Origin of the sequence: Micromonospora sp. NPDC050276, assembly GCF_044459545.1 — a bacterium.
Taxonomy (GTDB): domain Bacteria; phylum Actinomycetota; class Actinomycetes; order Mycobacteriales; family Micromonosporaceae; genus Micromonospora.
In genome coordinates, this window is sequence record NZ_JBITJA010000043.1 from 1 (window position 1) to 1,187 (window position 1,187).

Annotated in this window: 1 protein-coding gene; it reads right to left on the minus strand. The window is 67.6% G+C overall.

All coding sequences use genetic code 11. The annotated features are described in order from the left end of the window. Positions 1-7: 7 nt before the first annotated feature. A complete protein-coding gene (locus tag ACIBF8_RS32045) occupies positions 8-1,132 on the minus strand; it encodes an IS30 family transposase (protein WP_396787652.1) in 1,125 nt (374 codons plus the stop codon). Positions 1,133-1,187 lie beyond the last annotated feature (55 nt).

Sequence of the window (1,187 nt, forward strand, 5' to 3'; positions counted from 1 at the left end):
GGCGGTTTCAAGCGGCGGTTGCAACCAGGTGTTTGTGGAGTACCTCGGCTGGATTCTGCCAGTCGAGGGTTTGGCGTGGTCGTCCGTTGAGTTCGCGGGCGACGGTGTCGAGGTCGTCCTGGGTCCAGGTGCGGAAGTCGGTGCTGGAGCGGGGGAAGTACTGGCGCAGCAGGCCGTTGGTGTTTTCGTTGCTGCCGCGTTGCCATGGGCTGTGGGGGTCGCAGAAGTAGACCTTGCAGTCGGTGGCCAGGGTGAACACGGGATGCTGGATCATTTCGATGCCCTGGTCCCAGGTCAGGGTTTTGCGCAGCTCGGCCGGCAGCCGCCGCATGAGACCGGTGAGGGTGTCGATGACCTGTTCACTGACCCGCGATTCGGGCAGAGCGCCGAGCATCACGTATCGGGTGGCCCGCTCGACCAAGGTGATGATCGCGCTGGAGCCTCGGGCGCCGATGACCAGGTCACCTTCCCAGTGCCCGGGCACGGCCCGGTCTTCGACCTCGGCCGGGCGGGTGGAGATGTGGAAGTCACGCACCCACGGGCGTCCCCGCAGCGCGCTGGCCTGGCGTGACTGCGGCCGTCGGCCAGCGCGTCCCGAGCGCAGCGCGACTTGCCGGGCGAGTTCCTGGCGCATCCCGCCCCGGGCCTGGAAGTAGATCGCTTGGTAGATCGTCTCGTGTGACACCCACATCTCCGGCCTGTCGGGGAACTCCCGCCGCAACGACCGGGCGATCTGCTGCGGCGAGTGCCGCTGACTCAGCCGATCCTTGACCGTCTGCCACAACGGCGGCCACGCCCGCCCCCACCTCGGACGCAACTTGCCCTCACGAGGACGCCGCGCCCGCGCGTCCGCCTTGCCCTGAGCGTTGCGGTGAGAGTACTTCCACCGATACGCCCCACCCCACCCCTTCGGATAGCCCACCCCGGCCACATAACCCGGGTCAGGCCCGAACGGATGCCGCTGACCCGCCGGCACCCGACCCCCCGTGCCGCAGTGATTACGCGACAACTCCCGCCAGACCGTCGAGCGATGCCGCCCGATCACTTCCGCGATCTGCGGGAACGTCAACCCCTGACCGAACAACACCTCAATCTGCGCCCGCTCCGCGGACGACAACCTCTGCCCCGGCATGACCCCTCATCCTGACGAGAATCCACCCCGTTGCAACAACCACTTGAGCCCAAGG